This window comes from Prochlorococcus sp. MIT 0701 (assembly GCF_000760295.1).
In the GTDB taxonomy this organism is placed as follows: Bacteria; Cyanobacteriota; Cyanobacteriia; order PCC-6307; family Cyanobiaceae; genus Prochlorococcus.
Map to the genome: position 1 here is coordinate 22429 of NZ_JNBA01000037.1, position 18990 is coordinate 41418.

An 18990-nucleotide genomic window follows, 5' to 3' on the forward strand; every position below is an offset into this window, starting at 1 on the left:
GGAAAGATGGAAGTCGGGCAGAGCCGGTAACCGTTCATTCGATTTTTTTATATCAGTTTTTCTTCAGCCCTATGAACCTCTTCGCTGATCTGCTGGCCTCAACTTCAGAGGCGCGTGCAACGGCCACAGGGCCGCGAATTCAACAGCGTCGAGGGGTGGAAATCAAGTCTGCAAGGGAGCTGGCGATCATGCGCAAGGCAAGTCACATCGTGGCCACTGTTCTGCGCGAGATCATGGAGATGGCCGAGCCTGGCCAGACGACTACTGATCTTGACGTTTATGCCGAGCGCAGGATTCGTGAGATGGGTGCAACACCTAGTTTCAAGGGCTATCACGGCTTCCCTGCCTCGATCTGCGCGAGCATCAACAATGAAGTTGTGCATGGCATTCCAGGCCCTAAGCGAGTGATCAAGTCCGGTGATCTTCTCAAAGTCGACACCGGGGCTTACTACGAGGGATATCACGGTGACAGTTGCATCACCATCTGCGTTGGCGAGGTGCCTGAATCTGGGCGGAAACTTAGTCGCGTGGCCCAAGAATCCTTGATGGCAGGGCTCTCTAAAATTCGAGCCGGCAACACTCTTCTTGATATCGCAGGAGCCGTTGAGGATCATGTCAAGGCTCATGGCTACAGCGTGGTGGAGGATTACACCGGCCACGGTGTGGGCCGCAACTTGCATGAAGAGCCTTCCGTTTTTAACTTCCGCACGGATGATCTGCCCAACATCACTTTGCGTTCAGGGATGACTTTGGCCGTGGAGCCGATACTCAATGCTGGTAGTAAGGCCTGCCGCACACTTAAAGATCGCTGGACTGTTGTGACTCAAGACGGCAGCCTTTCGGCTCAGTGGGAGCACACCATCGTGGTCACCTCTGATGGCTGCGACATCCTCACTGATCGTGGTGACTAATGCTGGAGTTGACTTGTTATTGATTATCTGTGGACCCACTACCTAACAATCGGGAGTAAATCATTCGCCCTAGTTCGGTAAGGGGCATCAGCAGATAAGTGAGAGGGTTGGGGGTAACGATGATCAGATTGAGGCCAAGGTCGGCTTGTTGAACAATTTGGCTGGCTACTAGATCAGCAGACATTAATCCGATTGGATTGAGCTCTGAGCGGAAGGGGCCAAGTACAAGCTTGCGGATTTTGAAGACTTTGCGTTGATTCGAGGTGAGGTTGTTCCAGCGCAGGCTGACCAGCTGACCGATCAACCGCTTGCTGATTTCATAGGTGGGGCTGAGGGCTGGTTGGATTTCAGCTTCTGATGTGTTCACCCATAGCTCGCGGGGGCGTATGGATGGTTCTGCGTTGAGGGCGAGGCTCTCAAAGAGTTCCATTAAGCGCCAGCTGCTCAGAGCATTCACCTCTAAGGCCGCTTTGATGTCTTTCGGTGTCTGACGTCCCTGCGGATTGATGCCGTGATTGAGCACGAGCACGTCAAGGCTCACAAGGATGCTTTTGAGGGATGCCTCTTCGCTGCACTTCCATTGCACCCATTCCTGGGGTGCATCGTCTGATGGCTCTGCGGAGGGAATCGGTCCATGGGTCAATCCGATTACAAAAGCTCCCCGGGAGCGCAGCTTTTGGGTTAGGGCCCTTCCAAGACTTCCACTGGCTCCAGTGATGCCGATGCGGCAGTTTGACCAGCGGTTGTTGAGAGTTGTGATCTGTCCCATTCCTTCAGCTTGGGGCATCCTTTGGTGTGAGCTTCAAGTTGACGTTGCCAATTCCCTCCGAAGCGGCCCAATTGGCCTTGTTTGCACCCTATTGCGGTGGTCTTTCCAGGCAGGCTGATCTGCAGCGAGCCCTGCGGCTCTTGGCTCAGAGGTCATTGCAAGGAGAGCGACCTCTTCAAGGTGGACGTGTTCATTCCTTCACTCTTAGTTGGCAGGGAGCTAGGTCGCCACTGGAGATGTGTTCTTGTCAGTTGTGTTTTCCAGACATCCAAGCTTTGACCTACACCTTTGAAGTTTCTACGCATCAACTTGTGGACTGGTTGATGGACTGGCCTGAGTTTGGTGGTCAGGGAGACCTGCCCAATCGATTCTGGAAGTGGCTGCTCTTGGGTTCTGAAGAGTCTGTGGGTGACGCCTAAATTGCTCAGTTATAGGAACACGGAGTCCACTGATGGGCAAGACCTTGCTGATTGGATCTTGTGAGCCATTCAGTGGTAAATCGGCATTTGTTCTTGGTCTCGCTCGCCAGTTGATAGCGGCGAATCAGCCAATTCGCTTTGGAAAGCCTTTGGCCACGAGTGTGGAATGGGATCCCGCAGTTTCCCCTCTGCCCGAACCTTTAATTGATGATGATGTTCGTTTTGTCGGTGCAACCCTGGGTTTGTCTGAGCATCAGCTGATTCCCTCTTTGCATCTCCTGGCAAAGGCAACGGCTGATCACCGTTTGGCTATGTCTCAAATGGATGCTGGCAAAGGATTCGAGGACCTATGCAAACAGCTCGATCTTCATGCTCAGGGCCTCACCATTCTTGAAGCAGCGGGCAGCTTGCATGAAGGCCTTCTTTACGGTCTCAGTCTTGGTCAGCTGGCGCATGGCTTGGATGCCCGCGTCGTGCTGGTGCATCTCTGGCAGGACAGTCGCAGCGTCGATGCTTTGTTAGCGGCGAAGGAACAGCTCGGAGATCATCTGGTGGGCATCGTTTTGAATGCGGTAAAACCAGATGAAGTTGATGATCTAGAGACAAATGTGGTCCCTGCCCTGGAGGCCCTTGGACTGGCGGTGTTCGGAGTGATGCCCCATTCGCCACTCTTACGCAGCGTGACTGTGGGTGAGTTGGTTAGGCGCCTAGGAGCGAGGGTGATTTGTTGCTCTGAGCGGCTTGAGCTTCTGGTTGAGACTCTCAGTATCGGCGCCATGAATGTGAATTCCGCCATGGAATTTTTCCGTCGTCGTCGCAACATGGCTGTGGTGACTGGTGCTGACCGCACTGATATTCAATTGGCGGCCCTCGAGGCTTCGACTCAGTGCTTGATCCTCACCGGTGCAGGGCAACCGTTGCCGCAGTTGATTAGTAGGGCAGAAGAACTTGAGGTTCCCTTACTCAAGGTGGATCACGACACAGTGTCTACCGTGGAAGTGATTGAGCAGGCCTTTGGTCATGTGCGACTGCATGAGGCCGTCAAAGCAACCTATTCCTTCCGATTGGTGGAAGAACACTGTTACTTGGACCGTTTGTTTGATGTTCTGGGGTTGCCTATGCAGGGTCGATGACCACTGCTAGCTTCGATCCATTGTCATGGGGATGTCCTTGAGTCAGTCTCTGGATCTCCCTGACCTTGATCGGGTCGATACCCTTGCCCAAGAGCTTGCCCTCTTGCAGGACAAGGGCAAGCGCCGAAATGCCATGCTCGGCAGTCGCCATGTGCCGGTGGTAGCGATTCATCTTGTTGAATTGATGGCGCGCTCCCTTGCTCAAGAGGGCCATTCTCTGATCACCTCCGGTGCACAGGGGGTGAATGCCGCTGTGATCCGTGGGGTATTGGAGGCGGATGCCTCTTGCCTCACTGTGTTGCTTCCCCAGAGCCTTGATCGTCAGGCCCCTGAGATTCGCGATCAGCTCGACTCAGTGCTTCATCTCATCGAAAAACCTGAGCACGATGAGCTGTCCTTACCGATGGCTAGCAGTCTTTGCAATCAGGAGATCATCAGTCGTTGTGATCAATTGATCTGCTTTGCTTTCCATGACAGTGAGACGTTATTGACCAGTTGTCGCAGTGCTGAGGATATGGGCAAGGTGGTGAGTCTTTTGTTCTTTGATTGAATTCAACGTTGCGATGTTGATAATTACTGGACGGATAAACAAGAAAAGGATTAATCACTTTTACCTGTAAATATGTGTTGAATCAGTGTTGATAAGTACTATAATTCGGGAGAGTGTGCCATTTTCCCATGGCCCTCCATGCTAGGTATGCTATTAAAGTCTGTGCGCCTATTAGAGCAATATTGGCGGCTATAGCAACGCCTAGATCGCTCCAAATGATACCTAGACCCCACATTCCTAAAATGCCAAGCATGGCAGCTATAAGCATTATCTTCATGGCATTTATTTCCTGCCCTAAATACTGATAAAGTTTGACAAATAGCAAATTAAAGGAAGTTATTGTGTATCCTATAAGGCAGACAATTAAAGTCCAAATCCCTCCTTTGAATTCTTGTCCAAAAAGATTGAGTAGCCAAGGCGCTGTGATGATCATTGCTGTCAGTGAGGGTAAGAATAAATAGGCAAGGTGTTTATACCAAAGTCTAAATATGTTGAATACACGTGCTTGGTTACGATTGGCAGCTGCTTCGGAAAGAACAGGTTTAAAAATTGACGCGCAGGATTGCGCTATTACATAATATATAGTCCCTAGCGTGATTGCAGCGGCCAGTTCTGCAGAGGCAGTCCCATCTGCATTTATCCATCCCAATACAACCAGCCCCCCGTTATCAAGCATAGCAACGCCAAGTGTTGTTAGCGAAAGTAAGAATCCAGTTTTAGCCCATTTTGCTACTGAATATCTTGGCTTGCCATGCTTGATGATTTCTGGCTCGCTTTTGAAAAGCAATATGTATAGCAAAAGCATTGAGATGATCAATGAGCTTGCCATAGCACCAGTTACTAATAGGATCCCAAGTGGTGGTTTCCATATCACAATTAAGCTTCCTATAAATAGAATATAAATGGTCTTCTCTATACAGCCAGCAATGACACTTGCTGCAACTCCAGCTCCATGGACGGCAACGCTTGCCTTGAAGAATTGCCTAAGACAAACTAAAGGAAGAACTGATAGAACTGCCGCGAAACTCTCCAGTCTTACCGCAGTCTTATCATGAATCATGGCATGGGAAGTTACTAGTGCTATGTATGTAATTATTGAGGCAATAATTATCAGAAATGGGCCTGTACGCCTGAGTCCTCGTGATTCTTCTATATTTCTATTGGATTTGTTTCTTTTGAAGATCTTTGTGGCTAGTGTTCCCATCCCTAAGGCGCAGACTACTTTCCATATTTTCAAGACACCCATGCAAGAAGAAAATTCACCAAAAATCTCAATCTGCATTGAGCGTGCTAGAAAAAGGTTGATTAGAAAGGCCATAGAAGCGCCTGCTATCCCGCTAGCTATTGCCATATTTATTCGTCTTGCTGATAGATCTTTTTCTTGTTCCTGAGTGATTTGATTGCTTGCTAGAATGTTTCTCATGAGATTCAGCTACTTTCGTGTTTTTCAAGGCCTAATCGGAGAGGTCTTGTCTCACAAAGGCTATATATTAAACCTGGTAGACTGCTGTTTGATGTCTCAAGATTCTCTTGAGATTATATATCTTGTTTTGGTTCTATAGAGCTATAAAAATATCTTTCAAGTTAGATTTTTACTCCATGGCGTATTTGTCTCATCTGCTTTTAATCTTTCCTTGAGTTCGGCGTCGTGGCTGAGTTGATTGTTGCGGTAGTGATAACACCTGTAGTTGGGTGCCATCACGCCCCATCACTAATACCTGATCTCCTTCTTTAAGTATCGTTTCCAGATCCAGAGAGCTGGCTGCCCAGCTTTGGCCATGCCATCGCACGCGTCCTTCTCCTCCTGCTGCCATTGGTGTCAACACTTCGGCGATCTCGTCTCGTTGCCGCAGTCCACCAGGGCTGGGGTTGCGGCGGGATGACCAACGAGTCAGCCAAAGAGTTCCTAAAACCGTGATCAGCAGGAAGAAGATCATCTGCAAGATCAGTGGCATGGGAGTGATTGCGGTCAAAATCGATACAAGTAAGGCCCCAAGCGCTGCGAATATCAGACCATCGAAGCTCGGTTGAGCCAGCTCAATCGCTAGGAGTAGGCCAGCTACGGCGAGCCAGATCAGAGGAATCCAGATCAGAGAAGACAAGGTCTAGAACGCAGGACTTTCTAACCACTATTGACTAGGGACAAGCTGTTTGGAAGGTCTTAGCAGTGGTTCGTTTACGGGCCTAGATTTTGCATACACAGGAAGATCATTGTGGAAGCGTTTCTTGGGTTGCCAGCTCTCTTGCTAGTTGCCTTGCTGGGAAGTGGCAGTGTCAAAATCACAAGTGGTGGGCGCTCGCGCTTGGTGGAGCGGCTCGGCAAGTTCGATCGTGAACTGCAGCCTGGCCTTTCTTTTGTGCTCCCCATGGTTGAAAAGGTGGTCAGTTACGAGTCGTTGAAGGAGAGGGTTTTGGATATTCCTCCGCAGCAATGCATCACTCGTGACAACGTGTCGATCGAGGTGGATGCGGTGGTGTATTGGCAGCTACTTGAACACTCTCGTGCTTATTACTCGGTGGATAATCTGCAGGCGGCGATGGTGAATCTCGTTCTCACTCAGATCCGAGCCGAGATGGGCAAGCTTGACCTTGACCAGACATTTACCACCCGTACAGAAGTGAACGAATGCCTTCTTAAGGAGTTGGATGAGGCCACAGATCCCTGGGGGGTCAAAGTCACGCGAGTGGAAATGCGCGACATTGTTCCATCGCGAGGGGTGCAGCAAGCAATGGAACAGCAGATGACAGCAGAGCGGGAAAAACGTGCTGCCATTCTTCGTTCCGAGGGCGAGAAAGAGGCTCAGCTCAATGAGGCTCGTGGTCAGGCTGAAGCCTTGGTATTAGATGCGCGCGCGCAGCAGGAAGCCCTGTTACTAGAAGCTGACGCCCAGGCAAAGCAGCAGGCAACCCTTGCTCGCGCCAAGGCGGAAGCCGCCCTGGAGATTGCTCGGGCTTTGGAGGCCAGTCCCAGAGCGGAGGAGGCTTTGAGGCTTTTGTTGGCTAAAGAATGGATGGCTATGGGCGAGCAGATGGCTGCTGCACCAGCAGGAAGTGTCTTGATGGTTGATCCTCAAAGCCCAGCTGCTTTGCTTTCGGCACTCAAGGCTTTTCAGAAATCAGATAGCTGAGTTTGCTATGGCTGTTAGCTAGCTGGTTTAGCTCTCAAGCACTCGGCTGGGTCAGGGTTATTGGTCATGCGGCTCAAAGGGTTGTGTTTGGTGAGTGTGAGTGCTGGTTGCCTTGAGTTTTAAGCAGAGCAGCCATCCCTTGCGCCTGAATTTAGATCCTGCAGCAGGGTTGGCTAGGGAACGTTGCTGCAGGATCTAAATCATGAGAAGCAACAAAAAACCCTTGCTGATGACGCCGGGCTTTGGTGATGGGGATTTCCCTCGTTAGTGGATCGTGAGGGGCCATCTACTCCCTCCTTGCCGAGAGCTCCCACCAGCTCCATATGTAGTAGTTGTTACCCGTAGTTGTGGCAAAAGAAGCGCCATCTGCAGTGTTTTTGCGCATGACAGATCCCTGAATAGTCACTACTCTCTTTGCGTGGCCGGGTGATGGGGATCAATCGGTTTCAGGAGAATTGAACCCTCGGGTTGTTTGCTGGGGGATTCTCTAGAGCCTCAATTGAGTTGGCTGAAGGCCGCAAAGCTGCTTTGTGGGTCTTAGCTCGCAGGATTTCTCGTCTCTGGTAGATGTTTTAAACATCGCTCTCAGCAGGAATGCGCTTCGCCTGGATGTTGGCCAAGGAACCGAGAACGATCGGGTGAACGGTGAGCAGGGAGTTGCGGTAAGTAGGGCCTGAAAATGCTGAGTTCCTCAAAACAAAGGGTTTCTAGGCTGTGTCAATACCGCTTGTGGGTTAATGCTAGACACCTCTCTGTTGAGAAGTGGACCGTGTATCAGGCAGTGGTGAAGGGATTGATCCACTTCTGGCAACGCCTGGGGCGATCGGAATTCCGCGTCGCCAACGTCTCCTTTGCTTGATTTAGATGGACGACCCCAAAAGAGACCTGGAAAAATTCCAGCAGGAGATTGATGAAGCACAGGCCAAGGTCCGCAAGGTCAGCGAAGGAGGCTCATCTGTGATCAAGAAGCCCGCGAATCTGGATGTGGTTCTTGTGGTTGCCTGCGGACTTGGAGTGATTGCAGCTGGTGTGCACTTCGTTGGCCAGATGACCGCGCAGCATCGTTTTGCGTTGATGACTGGGATGGGTGGCGCTGGAATTGGCTTGGTTGCAGGCTTCGCTATCGGGGCAAACCGCAAAGAATCCTGAGTCTTTCGCTCATACGAGCAAGATCAGGCTGAGTTGGACCTGGTCTTGCTGAGATGTTGGGTAGGTTGAGCTCAGAACCGTTTCCAGATATGGCGACTTATTCCTTTGATGTTGTCTCGGACTTTGATCGTCAGGAGTTGGTGAATGCGTTGGATCAGGTCCGTAGGGATGTTGGACAGCGCTACGACCTTAAGGATTCAAATACTGAGATCGATTTGACAGAGAGCGAAGTGTTGATCACTACTGCTAGCGATATGACGCTGCAGGCAGTGGAGGACGTGCTGCGAGCTAAGGCCACCAAACGCAACCTCTCGCTCAAAATCTTTGACTTTCAGACGCCGGAGGCGGTTGGTGGCAGCCGGGTGAAGCAGGTGGTGAAGCTGCGCAAGGGTTTAAGCCAGGAGATCGCCAAGAAGTTGAGTAAGTCTGTGCGCGATGAGCTCAAGAAGGTGACCGTGGCGATTCAAGGCGAGAGTTTGCGGATCACCGGCAAAAACAAGGATGATCTGCAAGCAGCGATTCAGTTAGTCAAAAGCAAGGAAGATGATTTAGATGTGCCACTTCAGTTTGAAAATTATCGATAACGAAATGCTCTTTTGAATGTTGCTGTGTGTATAGTAGTGGCAGCAAAATTCTTTGTTTAAGTATTAGATATGAATCATTCGCAGGGGCCGAAGATATTTAAGCAAGGCATAAGACTTGCGCTTGCTCTCGGCATGGCTTGTCTTATGGCTGAGAAGGCTATGGCCAACCAGCTTGGTAGTCAGAAATTTGGGATTAAGGAGTCTACAATTGAATCCATCCATGATGCTTTTAAAGAGAGAAAGATTGATTGTGAGCAATTGATTCAGAGGCATTTGTATCGGATAAAGAAATATAATTTTAGCCTCAAAAGAGGAGCTCCTCTGAATGCATTTGTTGCACTTAATCCGAATGCAGTCAGGCAGGCAAAGGCTCTTGATAGGCATTTCAAACAAAGCAATAAATTGATTGGGCCTCTGCATTGCATCCCTATTGCTGTTAAAGATAATATTGATACCGTTGACACTCCCTCCACTTCCGGATCGCTGGCTTTACTTGGCTCTCAGCCAATCAGTAATGCTTTTTTGGTGAATCAATTAAGAGCAGCTGGCGGCATCATTATTGGTAAAGCCGCCATGGATGAATTGGCTTCCGGCGGGGAAGGGATTAGTGGCCGCAGCGGAAGGATTGGCAATGCTTATGACCCCAATCAAAACTCCGGTGGCTCAAGCGGAGGCTCTGCAGTTGCAGTGAGTGCGAACTTTGCTGTGTTGGGGATCGGCACGGACAACAGTGGCTCGGTCAGAGTGCCTGCAGTCTTCAACGGGGTTTATGCCATTCGGCCAAGCACGGGTCTGATCAGTCATTCAGGAATTCTCCCGAGAGGCAACCTGGATGGAGTCGCTGGCGTGATGGCAAGGTCGATTCCTGATCTTGCTCTTGGCCTTGCTGCGATAGCAAACAGATCTGATCCAGATGATGATTTAACGAAATCAGCACCGCGCACAGATTCCTATGTAAATAATTTAAAAAATGCTGCCCTTGATGGAAGGCGAATTGGCGTGATTCGCAGTGTTGCAGGCAATGAGGTCTTTGACGCCACCGACAAGACTTCAATGGCTATATTCAATCAGGTCAAAGCCAGGCTTGAGAGAAAGGGTGCATCACTTGTGGACATCAATCTGCCCTTATTCGACTCGAACAGAGCTGATAATATGGCGGGCGAGGTGGAAGATATTGATCAATACCTAGGTTCTTTTGTATCGACCAGAAGGAGCCTTCAGGACATATGTTTATCTGGTCGCACACGGCTAGGCGAGAAAGCCTGCATAGGGTATATGGAAAGCATTGCTCCAAAGTACAGCGATCGATACTATTCTGCGTTAAAGACTTTTGAGAAGAACAAAAACTATCTAGAGGGATTGATGCGAGAAGATGGCATTGATGCTTTGCTGATGCCTCTCAGCTCCTGGCAACCCCCAAGCTATTACGATGATATGTATCGCACAGCCACAACGGAATCGCCGGTTGCATCAAACTCCGGATTGCCGGCAATTGCTTTGATTGCTGGTTGGACATCGGCAACTCCAGCAATGCCTATCGGCTTTGAGTTGATTGGTTTTCAATATGGAGAGGGGGATTTGATCGGCCTTGCGCAGGCTTATTCTTCTGGTCTTCCAGGCAGGCCTTTGCCTGAATTGAACCCAGGCAACAATGACTTTCCTTTCGAGGATATTTGTGTTCAAGGAATCAATTACTTTATTACTCAGACTGGTTGGCATAGTTATAAGCAGTTCTTAAAGGATGCTAATGGTCAGAATATTGAGCCAGCTGCTTATCAAAGGTTTTTTGAGCAGCAAACGCAAAAATTCGCTCAGGCAAATCAACAGTCTGTCCAAGCTTGTGAATAACTGCTCTGCTTATCCAGCTTTTTCCTGTTCTTGAGAGGCTTCTTCTGCTCCGCAAAGACAGGCAGAATTAGGGCTTGCTAAAAAGCGTGAGTTAATTCAACTCTCGCTTTTAAATTTTTACTTCTAGATGTAGCACCTTGGCTTAGCTCGCTTGTATTTGCGCAAGAGAGCTGTAAGAACAGCTCTCTATTCTCGTTGTCTGTTCACGCCACTGCTGCAAAACTCTCGCGGAATGCCTTCAGGGTGGTTTCGATGTCTGCTTCGGAGTGAGCAAGGGATGTGAAGCCTGCTTCGAAGGCACTGGGGGCTAGGTAGATGCCCCTTTCGAGCATGGCCCGATGCAGCTTGCCGAAGAGTTCGGTATCGGTTGCTTTGGCATCTTCGAAATTCCGTACTGGGCCTTCGCAAAGGAAGAAGCCGAACATGGCACCGATACTGCTTCCAGTAATAGGAACCTCTGCTGCTTTGGCTGCTTCGAGAATGCCGTTAATTAAGCGCTCCGTTGTGCTTTCTAGGCGCTCATAGGTGCCTTCTTGCTTGAGTAGTTCAAGGGTCTTGATGCCAGCCGTCATGGCCAGTGGGTTGCCACTCAGCGTGCCGGCTTGGTACATGGGGCCTGCGGGAGCGACCATCTCCATGATCTCGACTCTGCCGCCATAAGCACCAACGGGGAGCCCACCACCGATCACTTTTCCCATGGTGGTTAGATCAGGCGTGACGCCAAAACGGGCCTGAGCACCTCCGTAGCTGATACGGAAACCACTCATGACTTCATCAAACACAAGCAAGGCGCCATGTTCACGGGTGAGTTCTCGTAAACCTTCCAGGAAACCAGGCTCTGGAGTAATGAATCCGGCATTTCCTACGACCGGCTCAAGGATTACCCCGCTGATTGCGTCAGGATTCTCGGCAAACAGCTCTTTGACTGCCTCGAGATCGTTGTAGGGCGCAGTGAGGGTGTTACTGGTGGTGCTGCGGGGAACCCCTGGTGAGTCGGGTAGACCAAGAGTTGCCACCCCGGATCCAGCTTTCACCAAAAACATGTCGGCGTGGCCGTGATAGCAGCCTTCGAATTTGATGAGCTTGTCGCGGCCAGTGAATGCCCGCATCAGCCGCAGCACAGACATGCAGGCCTCAGTGCCGCTATTCACAAAACGGACCATCTCGACGCTGGGCACGGCGTCGATCACCATTTCGGCTAGTTGATTCTCTAGCTCACATGGGGCACCAAAGCTTGTGCCCTTTTCAAGCGCATCTTGTAGAGCAGCGATGACTTCTGGGTGGGCATGGCCGCAGATTGCGGGCCCCCAGCTGCCGATGTAGTCGATGAAGCGATTGCCATCGACGTCCCAGGCGTAGGCACCCTTTACGCGGTCAAACACGATCGGTTGACCGCCTACGGAGCGGAATGCTCGCACTGGAGAACTAACGCCACCAGGCATTAAGCGCTGGGCGGCGCTGAAAATCGCCTGGGAGCGGCTGGTGTTCAAGGCTGAAGCTGTCACAGGGACCGAAGCCAAGTGGCTGATACGAACCGTTCGCCATCTTGACCCAAAACGGTCAGAAGCGGCTGAACTGTGTCAGGCCATCCGTTTACTTCTGGGTTTGCTGCCTAGGTTGTTGGACAGATGCGCGGGCATGGTGTCCCACGACTGGACTGCTCTAGACAGGGACTTAAGGCAATTTTTGCCGAAGAAGTCGGTGGTCTCCAAGCGGCAAGAGTTGCTCGTTTACGACTGTGACGGGTTAACCATCGATCGTCATTGTCCTCCTTTGGCAGTGTTGCCCGAGACCACTGAGGAGGTGTCTCAGATCTTGACTTGTTGTCATCGCTATGGCATCCCTTTTGTCGCTAGGGGTAGTGGCACTGGGCTCTCGGGAGGTGCATTAGTGGAGCAAGAGGCGCTGTTGGTGGTGACCAGTCGCATGCGCAGGATCCTTTCGATGGACCTTGATAACCACACCATTACGGTGCAGCCAGGAGTGATCAATAGTTGGGTGACTCGGGCGGTCGCTGGGGAAGGGTTTTATTACGCCCCTGATCCTTCCAGCCAGGTGGTGTGCAGCATCGGCGGCAATGTGGCCGAGAACTCCGGTGGTGTGCACTGCCTCAAATATGGCGTCACCAGTAATCATGTTCTGGGGCTTGAAGTAGTGCTTGCTGATGGCACGGTGACCATTCTCGGTGGTGGACTGTCGGAGCATGCGGAGCTCGACCTGCGTGGGGCATTTATTGGCAGCGAAGGCACCCTGGGGATCGCCACAGCCATCACTCTGCGGCTATTGCGGGCGCCGCAACATGTGACTGTGCTGCTCGCAGATTTCCCCACCATGGAGTCTGCTGGCGAGGCGGTCTGTCAGGTCACCGCCGCCGGAGTTTTACCTGCGGGTATGGAGATCATGGACAACTTCATGATTAATGCAGTCAATGATCTGTTTGGCTTCGACGAATACCCTCGTGATGCTGCAGCTGTGCTGCTGATCGAGCTCGATGGTCAGGCGGCGGAAGTCACTGTGGCCGCAGACCAGGCCAGTCGACTTTGTAGCAAGGCAGGAGCTAGGACCATTCGTCGTGCAGAAGAGGCTGCTGACCGTGCCTTGCTTTGGAAGGGGCGTAAGTCAGCATTTGCTGCGGTTGGGCAGATTTCACCCACCTATTACGTGCAGGACGGCGTCGTGCCACGCAGCACTTTGCCGAGGGTGCTAACGGCAATAGAGAGGCTTAGTCGGGAGTATGAGTTGCCGGTGGCCAATGTTTTTCATGCTGGCGATGGCAATTTGCATCCTTTAATCCTCTACAACGCAGACACGCCTGATGTGGAGTCTCGTGTTCGGGATCTCGGGTCAGCCATTCTGCGTGAGTGTCTTGATGTTGGCGGCAGCATCACTGGTGAACATGGGGTTGGGGCAGATAAGCGCTGTTATCTCGATTGGATGTTTGCAGCGGATGATCTGTCCACAATGAAACTGCTACGAAGAGCCTTCGATCCAGATGGACGGGCCAATCCTGACAAAATTTTCCCCACTCCAAAAAGCTGTGGTGAATCAGCTCGGCGCCAGGTCATCTTGACTTCAGAAGGTCTTGAGATGCCTTCAGAAGCCAAGGCATTCTGACTGCTCCGGAGGTGAATCCTTGACTGCGATTAATGCGTTAAATAGCCATGTCATTCAATTGCTGAACAGTTCCGACATCTCCTCATCGTCATCAGTTGGAGGCCAGTTGAGATCTACGGTTACCGGGGCATGATCACTAGGCTTTTCATGGCCCCTTAGATGTTTGTGGATCAGACAGCTTCTGGCCTGACTGAGAAGCTCATCGCATAGGTAGATGTGATCAATACGCCAACCCTGATCACGGTCCCAGGCACCACTTCGATAGTCCCACCAGCTCCAATGGTTGGCATCTGGTTCGAACACGCGGAACACGTCGTGGAGTCGTTCTCCTAGAACGTTTAGAAGAGCCTCTCTTTCAAGCTCGCTAGCCATAATCCCTCCCGTTAGTCGTTCGGGATGATGAATGTCTCTTGCTTCCAAGGCGATATTGAAATCCCCAACGAGGCAGAGGGGTTCATCCCGTTTCGCTTGTGCACTCAGATAGCGGTTTAGGCAGCTCAGCCATTCGAGTTTGTAGGGGTATTTCTCCGATCTCAGATCGGAACCGTTGGGAACGTAGACATTGACGATACGAATGTTGTTAACGAGCGCGCTGATGACGCGCTTTTGCTCTCCCAGTTGCAAGGCTTCGGCATCCTCTGGGAGCTCACCAGTGAAGCCCCGGCGCACATCTTCGAGAGGTTGACGGCTAACGATTGCAACGCCGTTGTAGGCCTTCTGTCCGTGAAAGTGCACCTGATAGCCCTGAGCTTCAAAGACCTCGTGAGGGAAAAGCGGATCGTCCACTTTGGTCTCCTGGAGGCAAAGCAGATCGGGTTGTGCATCCTGTAGCCAAGCTTGCACCTGATCAAGGCGGGTGCGAATTGAGTTGACGTTCCAGGTAGCGATCTGCACAGGTCATGGAAATCTGACCATGACAATTAGCATTAGCCTTACTGAACTTGGGGATGAGTCATTGATCAACCGAGCCCCCTTAGGTCTTAATCCCTTGTGCAAGCTTGGCTTGGCTGCACTGCCAATTGCCTTGCTCAGCCTGACAACAGTTGTCGATCGTGCTGAAGCACAGCTTTCAGGTGACTATCAGACACCTCAGGAGCGTGATCTCTACAACACCGTTCCGGGGAACAACGACAACGGAACGATTCTCGATGCCACCAATCCGATGGACCTTATGAATCGTTTGCGAAGGTCCACAGCAATGGACGATGCCACAGATCCTTCTGATGCAATCGATGCAGCGCTCAAGGCCCTGGAATTGCAGGGTTCTGAGGCTTCGGCGAATCAGCCCTGAAGACAGTGTTTGAACCTTTTGTACGGATTGAATTAAGCCTCCACTGACTAGCCAGGCCATCAATCAGGGGATCGGCTTCGCCTGGTTTTTTACGGCGTTCTCTAGCTTCTTGAAGCAGAGTTTGTGCTTGCTGGTCTTGGCCTTGCTCCTGCAGCATGAGAGCAAGAGCGAGCAAGGGACGTGCATCTGTTGGTGACTCACTAGATAGAACGCGGTAGAGCGCAGCGGCAGCCTTGGTTTGTCCTGTCTGGCGCTGCAAATCTGCTAGTAGAAGCCCTATGGGTATGCGCTTGCCTTTCGTTTTGGACTCAAATCTCTTTTTGAGTTCAGCAACGGCTGCTGTTCCTCTACCGGCCTCTAGGTCAAGCAAGATCTTCAGTTGCAGGACCTCGAGGTTGTGAGGCTGGATGGTCATTAGCTGGTTGATGTCCTCCCGGGCTCCATCGCGATCTCCCTGTTCCCGCTTTAGTTCAGCGAGCATCAACTTCCATAACCAGGTTTTTGGCTGCCTGGCCATTAGCAGTTCAATCTGGGTGATTGCCTCCTCGCTACGGCCTAGGACCAGCAATCGCTCCAGCAGCTTCTGCTGTTCTTCTGTGTTCAGATCACCATTATTTTGTTGATCTAGCAGATCTTTCACCTGCCGATTGAGGATCTCCCGATTGCCTAGAGCTCTTGACTCAGGTGCGATCAATTGCGCTCCAAACCAGGCCAGTGCTGAAGCGGTCATGAGCCCAGTGATCAGAAGGATCATCCCGCGGGAGGGCAGAATCCTTTCGGGCTTAAGCACTTCAGCGAGCAGAAAATTACCTGGTCAGTCTGGGACGGTTCACGAATGCTGGCTAGATTTCCAATTGGGCCAGTGGATGCCCTTTTTTTCGATGCGCGACCATCCGATTCCTGCGGCCACTGAGCCGTTGCAGTACAGGGCCATCGGTGTCGTAAGAGGCACTTATCGGCCTCAAGATCCTGAGCAGTTCACTCGAGGTTTCCTGGTGGATTCTGAAGGGGTTGAGATTGAGGCTGTTGTCCTAGGCCGTGTGCTCACCTTGATGCGGCGTCATCTAGCAATGGATCAACCTCATTTATGGGTCGTCTATCCCCGCTGCCGCGAAGCGGATCATCTCCATCTACAGATCTCTGGAATCTGGGAGCCCAGCACCCTGAAACAAACCTTGCTTGATGAAAGTGATTCAGAGTGTTCGAGTGATTCCAGCTTGGAACTTGAAGATCAGCTTCCTCAAGGGGACGACTACTTTTCTATTCGTGGTGAATTGATCTATACCAGGCCTGAAACCGGTGACCTGGTTTTGAAGGTTCGCCAGAAGCCTAGGGGTGATGGCAGTAGACCTTTGCCGTTCAAATTGCAATTAAAAGGGGATGTACCCCTCAGTAACCTGCGTCATTTTGTGAGTTTGGAGGTGCGACGTCGCGGGCAGCAGCTTCACCTTGAAGACTATGAAGTGATGGGGCCGATGCCTACTCGCGGTGGCAAGGGGAGAGGCGGAAGAGGTTCCCTTGTTCGAAGGGATGGACGCGGTAGCCAGCCCAATAACTGAATGTCGTTGATCCAACCTTTCTGCTTCAGCCTTGGTGTTAGATCTTTCGATGCATTGGCTTTCTATCTAGGCGTCGTGATTGCTACTGGTTTGGCTGTCGACAAGCTGTATTGGCAGTCTTTCCATGTTTGGTTTGATCAGTTTCCCAAGGGACTCCCTCTGGGGCAATGACGGCCCTGTTTGTTGACTGCCCAACTGGTCTGGCTGGTGACATGCTCCTGGCCGCATTTTTGGATCTGGGTGTGCCTCGGGCAGTGATTGAGGCTCCCCTTGCAGTGCTTGGCCTTGAGCAGGTTTATGCCCTTACGGTTGCAGAGGACCGCAGCGCTGGCTTGAGGGGCCTGAGGTTATCCGTCGAAGGGCTCGAATCAGAGCCTCCTCATCGGCTTTGGCATGACATCAGAGCGCTGATCATGGCGGCTGATTGGTCAGAACCTTTGCGCGCCAGGGTGCTGACGGTGTTCAAGGCTTTGGCGGAAGCAGAGGCTGCAGTTCATGGTCACCCCATCGACGAGGTGCATTTTCATGAAGTGGGCATGATCGATGCTTTGGTTGATGTGGTGGGCGTTTGTGCGGCTGTTGAGCACTTGGCTCCCGAACAGATTGTCTGCGCCGTTCCTCCGGCGGGGCGGGGCAAGACGGCAACAGCTCATGGCTTCTTGCCGGTTCCGGTCCCGGCCGTTTTGGAACTAGCCCGAAGACATCAAATCTGCCTCGAGGTTGGTGATGACCTCCCGGCTTGTGAACTCACCACACCGACGGGGCTTGCCTTGATGGCTGTGCTGGCAGAGCGCTTTGGTCAGCCTCCCTCGCTAAGAATCAAAGCGATTGGCGTGGGTTTGGGGCACCGCACTCTTGATCGCCCAAACATCCTGCGCATCTGTGAGCTCGATGGTTTCGCTAGAGCGCCATCTGAAGAAGATGTGGCTGGTCTGAGATGGCAGCCAGTGGTTGTGCAGGAAGCCTGGATTGATGACGCAACGCCTGAGGACGTTGCCGTTTTCAGTGATCAGTTGCGGAATGCCGGAGCGTTGGACGTTGTTTCTGAGCAAGTGCAGATGAAAAAAGGTCGCCAGGGTGTAAGTGTGAAGGCATTGGTGACCCCTGAACAGGCTCCTGGGTTGCGAGTGGTGTGGTTCTCTCAGGGGACCACTCTCGGGTTGCGGGAGCACTCTCATGGGCGGTGGTTGCTGCCTCGTCGTGGGGGATCCTGTCCCACGCCATGGGGCTCAGTGCGTGTCAAGCAGGTGCGTCGTCCCCAAGGGATCCTCACTGTCAAGCCGGAGCATGACGATCTCCTTCGCCTCAGTGTTGAGACGGGCCATTCTCTGGAGGAGTTACGGCGTGAAGTGTTGTTGGCTTCGGAGGATTTTGTTGCAGATGAGGATTGGTCATGATGATCTCAGGGTTGATTCGCCATGTGCGGGGTTTGAGGTTTTGGCTGGGCAAGGTGGCTCTCCCAGGTGGGTTTCGACTCTGGATCACGCTCGCAAGTCTTGCCTTTGTAGTGGTGGCATTGGTCAGCCATGAGGCACAGTTGCGTCAGCTTTCACTGAGTGGCCTGGCCTGCTGGTGGCTGGTGCTTGGTGTGGGAATCAGCTGGTCGAGCCTCGTGGTGAATGCACTCGCTTGGCGAGTGTTAGTTGGTTGGTTGGGCCATCGACCCAGGCAAATATCACTGATTCCTCTTTTCCTGAGTAGCAATCTGCTCAAGTATCTGCCTGGCGGGATCTGGCATTTTGTTGAGCGAATGCGGGTGCTAAGGCCCCATCTGGGGGCCGGGCCTGCATTGGCTTCTGTGTTGCTCGAGCCCTTGCTCATGGCCGTAGCGGCTTTGCTTTGGGTTCCCTTCGGAGGTTGGCAGTCAGGCCTTGCGATGGTCTGTTGCTTGCCAGCAATGTTGTTGATACCGCGCTGGAGAGAGCCCCTGCTCAGACGCTTAGAACGTGCCAAAGCCAAGCAGCTCGATCGGGTTGATGCGGGTCTGGTTGGTGTTGTCTCAGCAGAATCATTGGGCAGTGGACGAGACGACTACCCCTGGAGTTCGCTGGCGATGGAGATGCTCTTCGTGGCATTTCGCTTTACTGGATTCTGGTGTTGTGTGATGGCGTTTTCGCTGAGCACCAGCTTGTCGATGGGGGAATGGTTGGCAGCGTTTGCCTTGGCTTGGACTGTGGGCTTGGTCGTTCCTGCAGCGCCTGGAGGGCTAGGGGTTTTTGAAGCCACTCTTTTGTTGCGAGTGGGATCTGAGGTACCGGAAGCTCCCTTGTTAGCGGTGGTGCTCTGCTACAGAGTGATCGCAACGATTGCTGATGGGCTTGCCGCTGCTGCCGTTGCAGGAGATCGTGCGTTATTGAAGCGACAGACGGTGCATTAGCGAGGCAGATAGCACATGCAATCAAGTGATGATTATCTCATCTTTCAAAAATTAAATTGTCTACAAAAGTCTGAAACCCTTATTGATGAGGTCAGACTAGTAACAGCATTGATAAGTCTTACGGCCATAAGTAGCACGTTTTCTGTGTTGTTGAGTGG

Annotated in this window: 22 protein-coding genes; 16 read left to right on the forward strand and 6 right to left on the reverse strand. The window is 51.8% G+C overall.

The window, feature by feature from the left end:
- Nucleotides 1–71 precede the first annotated feature (71 nt).
- Nucleotides 72–911, forward strand: a complete 840-nt coding sequence (map, locus tag EV12_RS10055) for a type I methionyl aminopeptidase (protein ID WP_036914985.1) — start codon at nt 72–74, stop codon at nt 909–911.
- Between the two features lie 16 nt (nt 912–927).
- On the opposite strand, the gene EV12_RS10060 is transcribed toward map, so the two are convergent.
- Nucleotides 928–1698 (reverse strand): SDR family oxidoreductase, encoded by a 771-nt coding sequence (locus EV12_RS10060; RefSeq protein ID WP_036914986.1) that lies wholly within the window; start codon nt 1696–1698, stop codon nt 928–930.
- A gap of 8 nt (nt 1699–1706) precedes the next feature.
- Between EV12_RS10060 and ebsA the strand changes: the two genes are divergently transcribed.
- The 3 genes from ebsA to EV12_RS10075 are packed head-to-tail and all read left to right on the forward strand — an operon-like array spanning nt 1707 to nt 3782.
- A complete protein-coding gene (gene ebsA / locus EV12_RS10065; protein WP_036914987.1) occupies nt 1707–2099 on the forward strand; it encodes a type IV pilus biogenesis protein EbsA in 393 nt (130 codons plus the stop codon).
- Nucleotides 2100–2131: 32 nt separating this feature from the next.
- Complete coding sequence (locus EV12_RS10070; protein ID WP_036914988.1) at nt 2132–3232, forward strand: phosphotransacetylase family protein; 1101 nt, start codon at nt 2132–2134, stop codon at nt 3230–3232.
- Nucleotides 3233–3263: 31 nt separating this feature from the next.
- Nucleotides 3264–3782: a DNA recombination-mediator protein A gene (locus tag EV12_RS10075; RefSeq protein ID WP_036914989.1), complete on the forward strand. Its 519-nt coding sequence runs from the start codon at nt 3264–3266 to the stop codon at nt 3780–3782.
- Between the two features lie 82 nt (nt 3783–3864).
- On the opposite strand, the gene EV12_RS10080 is transcribed toward EV12_RS10075, so the two are convergent.
- A complete protein-coding gene (locus tag EV12_RS10080) occupies nt 3865–5205 on the reverse strand; it encodes a hypothetical protein (protein ID WP_036914990.1) in 1341 nt (446 codons plus the stop codon).
- A 190-nt stretch (nt 5206–5395) separates the two neighbouring features.
- Entirely contained in the window at nt 5396–5884 is a 489-nt protein-coding gene (locus EV12_RS10085; RefSeq protein ID WP_036914991.1) for an NfeD family protein, read from the reverse strand.
- Between the two features lie 111 nt (nt 5885–5995).
- Between EV12_RS10085 and EV12_RS10090 the strand changes: the two genes are divergently transcribed.
- From EV12_RS10090 to EV12_RS10105, 6 genes are all read left to right on the forward strand, one after another.
- Nucleotides 5996–6910 carry an SPFH domain-containing protein gene (locus EV12_RS10090; protein ID WP_036914992.1) on the forward strand — a complete coding sequence of 305 codons (915 nt, stop codon included), beginning with the start codon at nt 5996–5998 and terminating at the stop codon, nt 6908–6910.
- 530 nt (nt 6911–7440) lie between these two features.
- A complete protein-coding gene (locus EV12_RS14265; RefSeq protein WP_193742211.1) occupies nt 7441–7587 on the forward strand; it encodes a hypothetical protein in 147 nt (48 codons plus the stop codon).
- Nucleotides 7588–7589: 2 nt separating this feature from the next.
- Complete coding sequence (locus EV12_RS14270; protein WP_152562318.1) at nt 7590–7769, forward strand: hypothetical protein; 180 nt, start codon at nt 7590–7592, stop codon at nt 7767–7769.
- A gap of 5 nt (nt 7770–7774) precedes the next feature.
- Nucleotides 7775–8059: a hypothetical protein gene (locus EV12_RS10095; RefSeq protein WP_036914993.1), complete on the forward strand. Its 285-nt coding sequence runs from the start codon at nt 7775–7777 to the stop codon at nt 8057–8059.
- Nucleotides 8060–8148: 89 nt separating this feature from the next.
- Nucleotides 8149–8643 carry a YajQ family cyclic di-GMP-binding protein gene (locus tag EV12_RS10100; protein ID WP_036914994.1) on the forward strand — a complete coding sequence of 165 codons (495 nt, stop codon included), beginning with the start codon at nt 8149–8151 and terminating at the stop codon, nt 8641–8643.
- Between the two features lie 159 nt (nt 8644–8802).
- A complete protein-coding gene (locus EV12_RS10105) occupies nt 8803–10491 on the forward strand; it encodes an amidase (protein WP_241466505.1) in 1689 nt (562 codons plus the stop codon).
- Nucleotides 10492–10694: 203 nt separating this feature from the next.
- Here the strand turns inward: EV12_RS10105 and hemL are convergent, their stop codons facing one another.
- Complete coding sequence (hemL, locus tag EV12_RS10110; protein WP_036914996.1) at nt 10695–11996, reverse strand: glutamate-1-semialdehyde 2,1-aminomutase; 1302 nt, start codon at nt 11994–11996, stop codon at nt 10695–10697.
- Nucleotides 11997–12129: 133 nt separating this feature from the next.
- On the opposite strand from hemL, the gene EV12_RS10115 reads away from it, so the two are divergent.
- Nucleotides 12130–13605 carry an FAD-linked oxidase C-terminal domain-containing protein gene (locus EV12_RS10115; protein WP_193742215.1) on the forward strand — a complete coding sequence of 492 codons (1476 nt, stop codon included), beginning with the start codon at nt 12130–12132 and terminating at the stop codon, nt 13603–13605.
- A gap of 54 nt (nt 13606–13659) precedes the next feature.
- On the opposite strand, the gene xth is transcribed toward EV12_RS10115, so the two are convergent.
- Complete coding sequence (gene xth, locus EV12_RS10120; RefSeq protein ID WP_036914997.1) at nt 13660–14499, reverse strand: exodeoxyribonuclease III; 840 nt, start codon at nt 14497–14499, stop codon at nt 13660–13662.
- Between the two features lie 19 nt (nt 14500–14518).
- Between xth and EV12_RS10125 the strand changes: the two genes are divergently transcribed.
- Nucleotides 14519–14896: a hypothetical protein gene (locus tag EV12_RS10125; protein ID WP_342626206.1), complete on the forward strand. Its 378-nt coding sequence runs from the start codon at nt 14519–14521 to the stop codon at nt 14894–14896.
- Here EV12_RS10125 and EV12_RS10130 read toward each other — a convergent pair.
- A complete protein-coding gene (locus EV12_RS10130; protein ID WP_241466504.1) occupies nt 14847–15626 on the reverse strand; it encodes a tetratricopeptide repeat protein in 780 nt (259 codons plus the stop codon). The genes EV12_RS10125 and EV12_RS10130 overlap by 50 nt on opposite strands.
- 151 nt (nt 15627–15777) lie before the next feature.
- Between EV12_RS10130 and EV12_RS10135 the strand changes: the two genes are divergently transcribed.
- From EV12_RS10135 to EV12_RS10145, 4 genes are read left to right on the forward strand one after another with little or no spacing between them, the layout of a single operon-like run.
- Nucleotides 15778–16455, forward strand: coding sequence for a hypothetical protein (locus tag EV12_RS10135; RefSeq protein ID WP_193742212.1), 678 nt, complete (start codon nt 15778–15780; stop codon nt 16453–16455).
- Nucleotides 16456–16626, forward strand: a complete 171-nt coding sequence (locus EV12_RS14275) for a hypothetical protein (protein WP_193742213.1) — start codon at nt 16456–16458, stop codon at nt 16624–16626. It abuts the gene before it with no gap.
- Nucleotides 16623–17852: a LarC family nickel insertion protein gene (locus EV12_RS10140; protein ID WP_036915000.1), complete on the forward strand. Its 1230-nt coding sequence runs from the start codon at nt 16623–16625 to the stop codon at nt 17850–17852. The genes EV12_RS14275 and EV12_RS10140 overlap by 4 nt, the downstream gene beginning before the upstream one ends.
- On the forward strand, nt 17849–18832 hold the full coding sequence (locus tag EV12_RS10145) for a lysylphosphatidylglycerol synthase domain-containing protein (protein ID WP_036915001.1): 984 nt from the start codon (nt 17849–17851) through the stop codon (nt 18830–18832). The genes EV12_RS10140 and EV12_RS10145 overlap by 4 nt, the downstream gene beginning before the upstream one ends.
- Nucleotides 18833–18990 lie beyond the last annotated feature (158 nt).